The 7,736-nt window shown below is 34.2% G+C and carries 8 protein-coding genes; all 8 read left to right on the forward strand.

The window, feature by feature from the left end; translation table 11 throughout:
• Window positions 1–8 precede the first annotated feature (8 nt).
• The 8 genes from ACI32D_RS01840 to glf all read left to right on the forward strand — a co-directional run bounded on the left by ACI32D_RS01840 (window position 9) and on the right by glf (window position 7,670).
• Window positions 9–512: a glycosyltransferase gene (locus tag ACI32D_RS01840; RefSeq protein WP_439774957.1), complete on the forward strand. Its 504-nt coding sequence runs from the start codon at window positions 9–11 to the stop codon at window positions 510–512.
• A gap of 1 nt (window position 513) precedes the next feature.
• A complete protein-coding gene (locus ACI32D_RS01845; protein WP_439774958.1) occupies window positions 514–1,620 on the forward strand; it encodes a polysaccharide pyruvyl transferase family protein in 1,107 nt (368 codons plus the stop codon).
• A 31-nt stretch (window positions 1,621–1,651) separates the two neighbouring features.
• Entirely contained in the window at window positions 1,652–2,731 is a 1,080-nt protein-coding gene (locus ACI32D_RS01850) for a glycosyltransferase family 1 protein (RefSeq protein WP_439774967.1), read from the forward strand.
• 3 nt (window positions 2,732–2,734) lie between these two features.
• Window positions 2,735–3,730: a glycosyltransferase family 2 protein gene (locus ACI32D_RS01855; RefSeq protein WP_439774959.1), complete on the forward strand. Its 996-nt coding sequence runs from the start codon at window positions 2,735–2,737 to the stop codon at window positions 3,728–3,730.
• 114 nt (window positions 3,731–3,844) lie between these two features.
• Window positions 3,845–4,489, forward strand: coding sequence for a DUF1919 domain-containing protein (locus ACI32D_RS01860; RefSeq protein WP_439774960.1), 645 nt, complete (start codon window positions 3,845–3,847; stop codon window positions 4,487–4,489).
• A gap of 29 nt (window positions 4,490–4,518) precedes the next feature.
• Window positions 4,519–5,265 (forward strand): DUF4422 domain-containing protein, encoded by a 747-nt coding sequence (locus tag ACI32D_RS01865; RefSeq protein WP_439774961.1) that lies wholly within the window; start codon window positions 4,519–4,521, stop codon window positions 5,263–5,265.
• Between the two features lie 30 nt (window positions 5,266–5,295).
• On the forward strand, window positions 5,296–6,456 hold the full coding sequence (locus ACI32D_RS01870) for a hypothetical protein (protein ID WP_439774962.1): 1,161 nt from the start codon (window positions 5,296–5,298) through the stop codon (window positions 6,454–6,456).
• Window positions 6,457–6,554: 98 nt separating this feature from the next.
• Window positions 6,555–7,670 (forward strand): UDP-galactopyranose mutase, encoded by a 1,116-nt coding sequence (gene glf / locus ACI32D_RS01875; protein WP_439774963.1) that lies wholly within the window; start codon window positions 6,555–6,557, stop codon window positions 7,668–7,670.
• Window positions 7,671–7,736: the final 66 nt, after the last annotated feature.

The raw sequence follows: 7,736 nt of genomic DNA on the forward strand, positions 1-7,736 counted from the left end.
AGGATTGTATGATTTTTGTTACAGTAGGAACGCACGAGCAGCCTTTTAACCGTCTAATTGAGAAGATGGACGAACTGGTTGCAAGCGGTGAAATTAAGGAAAAAGTTGTTATTCAGTACGGGTTCAGTACTTATGAAGCCAAGCACTGTGAGATGCACAAAATGATGAGTTTTGATGAAATGCAGCAAGCTTTTAAAGATGCGCGTATTGTTATTACTCACGGTGGTCCATCTAGCTTTGTTGAAGCTCTTCAGTATGGTAAAGTACCAATCGTAGTACCAAGACAGTTGGAATTCAATGAACACGTTAATAATCACCAAGTTGACTTTACCAAATTGATTGCTGAAAGAATGAACAACATCATTCCTATTTATGATATTGCTGATCTAGCTGCTACAATTGCTAATTACGATAATATTGTTAAGACTAAAAATAGCGGTGAAAGTAGCAATAATAAGAAATTCAATGCAAATCTAGAGAAGATTGTGGATCAACTAATGGGGGAAAAATAGTATGAGAGTAGGAATCCTTTCAATGCAACGAATTAAGAACTATGGCTCTTTTTTGCAAGCATATGGGTTAAAAAGCATTATGGAGGAATTAGGTGCAGAAGTTCAATTTGTTGATTATCACCCCGGGAAAACATTAATTCCTGTTGATGGTGGAAGAGGCTTTAAGCGTAAGCTTTCAAAGGCATTAGAGGCGTTTCATGGTAAGGCACCTTTGTCAGAAAAGATTCGTTTCATTTGGTATAAGAAGAATTATGCTAAGAACTATTACCCGTACCTTGGAATTTCTGAGGAAATGAATTATAGTCCTAAGCTTGATCTATTGATAATAGGAAGCGATGAAGTCTTCAACTGCGTGCAAAGTAATGCTAATGTTGGATTTTCACCAGAACTATTTGGACAAGATTCTAATGCAAATAGAATCATTTCATATGCAGCATCTTTTGGAAATACCAATTATCAAAAATTGGAAAAGTATGGTGTTGCTGATAAAGTAGCGGGTTGGTTGAAGTCTTTCGATTCAATTTCAGTTAGAGATAATAACAGTTCAAATACTGTTGAAAAGCTGATAGGACAAAAACCGCAAATTAATTTGGATCCTGTTTTGATGTATGATTTCAAACACAGTGGTAAGATACCTAGCAAAGTAAACGAAAAGAATGATTATATGCTTTTGTATGGCTATTCTGGCAGATTTTCAGCTTCGGAATGTCAGAAAATACGGGCGTATGCAGATGCAAATAACTTGAAAGTTTACTGTATTGGTGGCGTTCAGGATTGTTGTGATAAATTTATTGATTGCGACCCGTTTACAGTCATTGCTTATTTTGAGCATGCTAAGTGTGTTGTGACTGATACATTCCATGGTACAATTATGAGCATTATTACTCATAGACAGTTTGCTAGTGTGGTAAGAAGTAGTGGATATGGTAATAGTGAAAAATTAACTGATTTGCTTGACAGATTACACCTAAATAGTAGAAAGCTTTTGAACTTGAACACATTGGGCTCAACACTAAAAGAGCCCATTGATTATGTAGAGACTGATAATATCATAAAAAGTGAACGAGTAAAAACTAGAGAATACTTGAAGGAACAAATGGATGCATAGTTCTAAAAAAAAGAGCGTAGTAAGCGTGGCAATGGTTGCAACAAACCTCGAACTTAATGGGATTAGTTCAGTTATCATGAACTACGTTCAATACCTAGATTTAAATCGCTTTAAGATTACGATTATTGTTGGTGAAAGTGTAGCACCAAAGTATCAGAGAATCTGCAATGAAAAGGGGATAAAGGTAGTAATACTTCCTCATCGAAAAAAAGATTCAAAAGGTTTTTATCTAGGACTACTTAAGGCGTTTCGCAAAGGAAAATATGATATAGCTCATGTCCATGGCAGTAATGCGTCTATTGGCTTAGAATTATTTTTAGCTAAAATTGCTGGAATTAAAATCCGAATAGCTCACAGCCATAATACGACAAGCACAAGTATGAAAATTCATAAACTTATGAAGCCAGTTTTCAATATGTCATATACTGATGGTTTTGCTTGTGGAAAAAAAGCAGGACAATGGCTTTTTGGAAACAAAAAGTTTGTTGTAATTCCAAATGGTGTTGAAGTAGAAAATTTCAAATTCGATCAGCTAGTTAGAGAAAAGGTGCGAAAGGATTTGGGATTAAGTCAAGAGTACATTGTAGGCCATATAGGTAGATTTAACTACCAAAAAAACCATGAGTTTATTCTAAAGGTTTTTGAAGAAGTAGTGAATAAGAGGCCAGATAGTAAATTGCTCTTGGTTGGAGATGGCCCTGATTATGAGGATTTTAAGGAGAAGGTTAAAGAAAGTCCGGCAGCTGATAAAGTTATACTGTATGGAGAAACAAACAAACCTTCAGATCTGTATATGGCAATGGACTCATTTTTATTTCCATCTAGATTTGAAGGGCTGCCTGTTACTCTAATAGAAGGTCAGATAACAGGATTAAAATGTTTGGTATCGGATGTTATCACTGAGGAAGTTAAGCTTTCTGATAATTTGGAATTCTGTTCACTAAAAGATACGCCTGCGCACTGGGCTCAAAAATTATTGGACATTAGGCCTGAAGACAGAAATTCTTTTTACGAAAATCATCAGAAGGAAATTATGCATTATTACGTAAAAAACGATGTTGAGCTTTTAGAAAAAGCGTACGAAAAGATTTTGGATCGAGAAGGAATTTGATATATGAGCAACGCAACCAAATTGGTATCATTGGTAATTCCGGCATATAATGACGTGGATTTTATTTCTATGTGTTTGGATTCGGCAATCAAACAAACATATAAAAATATAGAAATCATTATTGTAGATGATGGATCCACTGATGGCACATCTGAGATATTAGACCAGTACCAATCCAAAGATAAACGAATTAAGGTTCATCATAAGAAAAATACCGGAGTAAGTGATACCAGAAATGTTGGGATTGCATTAGCAACTGGTGAGTATATTTGCTTCGCAGATGCCGATGACAAGCTGACTCCAGAATATGTGGAATACTTGCTTGACTTAATCGTAAAAAATAATGCTGATATCTCGCTAACAACTCGTATGTTTGGTACATTTGATGGGAAACAAGTAGACAAAGTAACCGAACGCATTGTCTCAGGAACAGATGCAGCTGTTGGAATCCTTTCTTACCAAATTCCAATAGGCGTTTACAGCAAAATGTTTTCCAGTTCATTTTTGAAGAAGAATAAAATAAAATTCAATACGGAGTTGTATATTGGTGAGGGATTTAACTTTAATTTTGACTCGTTTATGAAGGCAGGGAAAGTAGTTGAATCCAATAAAAAAATTTATTTTTATCGTCGGGATAATCCTACTAGTGCAACCACTAAATTTTCTATGGATAAATGGGTTAACGGGTTAAAGGCTATTGACTTGATGAAGGAACATTTAGATCAAGACCCAAGAAATTCTAAGGAATTGCGTAAAGCATGGGATTATGCATACTGGCGTACCTATTCTGATGTTTATGATGTGATGACTTTAGCTGGTGCTGAAAAAGAATATCCAGACAATTACAGGAAATGTAAACATGTAGTGCATGCTAAAGCATTAGCCGCATTTCATGCACCTGTAGGTAAACAAGATAGGTTGCGAGCAACAGTAATGATGCTGTTTCCTAGATTAATACCATGGGCAATGAAATATAGAGCAAGAAAATCCCAAAAATGAGGTGCTATTTGGATTCATCAAAACAAAGCTGGTGGCAAAGTTTGACTGAAAAATTGTCAGCATTGGCGTGCATGTAGCCTACTGAAAAATATCTGAAATAAAAAGGAGTACAGTATGCCTACTTATGAAGGATTGAGATTAAAGGTTCTTAAGTTCCGAAGAGAAAAGTTTGCTGCTAAACGCAAACAAAATTTAATAGATACGAAATTTACGATAATTTCAAATAATTGTTGGGGAGGAATGTTGTATGAAAGTTATGATCTCCCGAAGGAATCTCCAACAGTCGGCCTGTTCATTATGGCTGATGACTATATCAAGTTTTTGAAAGATTTGAAGGAATATTTGGACAGTGAGTTAACTTTTATTGATCCAAAAGCTTCAAAATGGTATAGTCAAGTTTCTGTGGATAAACGTTATGGAAATTATCCAGTTGGCAAATTGAAAGATGTAGAAATTTTCTTTCTACACTATCATAGTGAAGAAGAAGTTATGGCTAAGTGGCATAGAAGAATCAAAAGAATTAATTGGGACAGACTGTTGGTTAAGTTTAATGACCTGAATGGCTGTACTCGTAAAGACGTTGTGGATTTAGTTACTAGATTATCATTGACAAGTGATAATCTATGGGTTGAACATATGATTAAGGAAAAGCAGTGTATTTCGAGAAGTCTCAAATACGCAAACAAGGTTCGTGAAAGTGGTTATGATATCCAAAATATTGCCACTTACTTGCAAAATTTTTATTTAAAAAATATTTAAAGTGATTATGCGCCGAGGTTTGATATCCGATGAATTCAAATAACTTAACTATGTATATGGTAACTCATAAACCAGTTGATTTTATACCAGAAGGTAGGACGCCTATATTTGTAGGAAATGGCGACAACATACATGATTATCTACGAGATAATACTGGTGACAACATCTCAGAGAAAAATCCATATTATTGTGAATTGACTGCTATGTATTGGATCTGGAAAAATGATAGTTCATCTAAGTATATTTCTATTGAGCACTATCGCCGCTTTTTTATGGATCCTAATGCATTGGTTCCTAAGGTATGCCCAAAAGAAAAAATTGAAGGGTATCTAGAAAAAGGCAAAATAGTCCTACCCTCAATTACAAAATGGCACATGTCTGTAGGTGATATTTATCGAGAAAGGCACGTTGGTAAAGATTTAGATAATGTGGCAAATATTATTGCTAAAGAGCAACCTGAATATGTGGCAGATTTTAATCAAGTGATGAACGGTAGAGATCAGCATGGATTGAATATGATGGTTTTGCCTAAGGCAATCTTTGATGAATATTGTGAGTGGCTGTTTAACATTTTATTCAAGTTAGAAAAAGAAACTGACTTGTCTGATAGAAGTAAGTATCAGCAACGTATGTATGGGTTTATGTCAGAAAGACTGGAGGACGTCTGGCTAAAGCACAATGAATATAATTCAGAGGTTAGAGAGTTACCAATATATTTTGTATTGGATACTAAATTGAAATCAATATTAAAAAGTGAGAAGAAACGATTTAATTAGCTACTTAGTGTAAAGAATTAGTGGAGAAAAATGGAAGCAGCTGTAGCTCCGAGAGTGAAAACAATAAAATCAATAGATATATACATGATATGTGTTTTTCTATACGCAATTGTTCAATCTGAAATTTCAATTCAATATCCGACGGTGAAAACGATAATAATGACTACTTTATTTTCACTATCTTTTTTGGCAGTACTTATGGAAGTACTTAAAAAGGTAAAAATAAAGAAAGTAGCAATATCAATATGGATTGGAATGTTTTTGATTATATCGTATTTAGTCCTTAAAGATGGATGGGATAACGGTTTCTATTTAATGATTCCGTTTAGCTTTGTTACACATAGATATAATCAGAAAGAAATCTTGAGAAGGTATTGTTTATCTATGTTTTGTGCGATTTTTCTAATAATTTTTCTTTGTAAGATAGGAATATTGCAGAACATAGTTTATCATAATATTTTAACTGGAGAAACAAGGGAATATTTAGGATTCAATTGGACAACGTTTGGACCAAATATGCTTTTTGGTGCAATTATGGCTTTTATAGTTATTAAAGATAAAAACATAAAAGCGTGGGAATTATTGACTCTTTTTGCAATAAATTATTGGTTTAATTTGAAAACTAATACTACAGCTGTTTATCTAACCGTAAACTTGGCGTTGATATTAGATCTTATCGGTAAAAGTAACACAGTAAGATCAATAATTTTAAAGAATAGGGTGGTACAGAAACTTGCTACTCATATTTTTTCAATAGTATGTGCTTTTACTATTATTTTTCAATTATTTTATAACTCTCATCCAAATTTGAGCATAATGAAAGAAGCAAACTTGGCCTTAAATTACAGACTCGGCCTAAATGCGTTAGCGTTTAGCAACTATAGAATAACCATATTCGGACAAAAAATAGTATTTAATCAAACTGGTCGCAATTATTTTTATCTTGACTCATCATATATATATATTCTTTTTACTGGTGGCATAATTGCATTGGTAAGTATATGTTGGCTCTTAAATAAAGTTAGTAAGCAAGCAATAACAAGCGAAAATTACTTTTTGCTTATTGCATTATTTGTATTAGCTCTGCATAGTGTGACAGATCCGCAATTAGTAGATATTAGAAATAATCCTTTTATCATGTTAATCGTTCCAAGTATTATTTCGCTTAGGAATACTCTTAATGTTAGTTAAGAGTATTCAAGCTAATATTTTTAGCAGAAATTCTATTTGTAAATAAGTGGTTATTGTAAAGAAATTTAGAATTTTAAAAAAACGTTAGGAGTGCAAAAATGCCAAATTATTTAGTAGTTGGTGCAGGTCTTTTTGGTGCAGTTTTTGCCCATGAAGCAGCTATTCGCGGGAATCAGGTTAAAGTTATTGACAAACGTGACCACATTGGTGGGAACGCCTATACTAAGGAAGTAGATGGCATCCAAGTCCACCAGTATGGTGCTCATATTTTCCATACCTCTAACAAAGAAGTATGGGACTATGTACAAAAATTTGCTGATTTTAACCGCTACACTAATTCTCCTGTTGCAAATTATAAAGGGAAGATATACAACTTACCATTTAATATGAATACCTTTACAGAAATGTGGGGTATTCGAACCCCACAAGAAGCAATGGAAAAAATAAATGAGCAGCGCGCAGAAATGTTTGGTAAGGAACCTCAGAATCTTGAAGAACAAGCTATTTCATTGATCGGTCGTGATATCTACGAAAGGTTGATTAAAGGTTACACTGAAAAGCAATGGGGACGAAAAGCGACAGAATTACCTCCGTTCATTATTAAGCGTGTTCCGGTGCGCTTAATTTATGATAATAATTATTTTAGTGATGACTATCAGGGAATTCCCAAAGGTGGTTATACAAAGATGATTGAAAATATGATGAAGGATAATAATATCAAAGTTGAAACAGGTAAGAACTTCTTTAAAAACAAAAGCGAATACTTGAAGAGCTTTGACAGGATTGTTTACACTGGTCCCATCGATGAATTCTTTGATTATAAGTTAGGGGAACTCGAATATCGATCACTGCGTTTTGAAACTGAGGAGGTTAACGTTGGTAACTATCAAGGAAACGCGGTAATCAATTATACTGATGCTGAAACGCCATATACGCGTTTGATTGAGCACAAGCATTTTGAGTTTGGCAAGGGTGATCCTAACAGATCAATTATTACTCGTGAGTATCCAGCTAAATGGAAGCGTGGCGATGAGCCGTACTATCCAATCAATGATGAGAAGAATAATAACTTGTACACTAAATATAAAGAATTAGCTGCTAATGAAAATGCTAAGGTGATTTTCGGTGGTCGTCTTGGTCAATATAAGTATTACAATATGGATCAAGTTATTGCTAGTGCTTTGCAAGCAGTTAGCGAAGAATTCGGAGAGTAAGATGAAAGTAGCTTTTTTTGCTTCTGATAATTCTCAGAGGTCAGGTGCTTTTAAATGCTTGGTAAC

This window comes from Lactobacillus sp. (assembly GCF_051873315.1).
GTDB lineage: Bacteria > Bacillota > Bacilli > Lactobacillales > Lactobacillaceae > Lactobacillus.

Excerpts from the sequence above, each read along its gene's own strand:
- ACI32D_RS01840 (WP_439774957.1), top strand. The coding sequence starts at position 9 with ATGATTTTTGTTACAGTAGGAACGCACGAGCAGCCTTTTAACCGTCTA.
- ACI32D_RS01845 (WP_439774958.1), top strand. The coding sequence starts at position 514 with ATGAGAGTAGGAATCCTTTCAATGCAACGAATTAAGAACTATGGCTCT.
- ACI32D_RS01850 (WP_439774967.1), top strand. The coding sequence starts at position 1,652 with ATGGTTGCAACAAACCTCGAACTTAATGGGATTAGTTCAGTTATCATG.
- ACI32D_RS01855 (WP_439774959.1), top strand. The coding sequence starts at position 2,735 with ATGAGCAACGCAACCAAATTGGTATCATTGGTAATTCCGGCATATAAT.
- ACI32D_RS01860 (WP_439774960.1), top strand. The coding sequence starts at position 3,845 with ATGCCTACTTATGAAGGATTGAGATTAAAGGTTCTTAAGTTCCGAAGA.
- ACI32D_RS01865 (WP_439774961.1), top strand. The coding sequence starts at position 4,519 with ATGAATTCAAATAACTTAACTATGTATATGGTAACTCATAAACCAGTT.
- ACI32D_RS01870 (WP_439774962.1), top strand. The coding sequence starts at position 5,296 with ATGGAAGCAGCTGTAGCTCCGAGAGTGAAAACAATAAAATCAATAGAT.
- glf (WP_439774963.1), top strand. The coding sequence starts at position 6,555 with ATGCCAAATTATTTAGTAGTTGGTGCAGGTCTTTTTGGTGCAGTTTTT.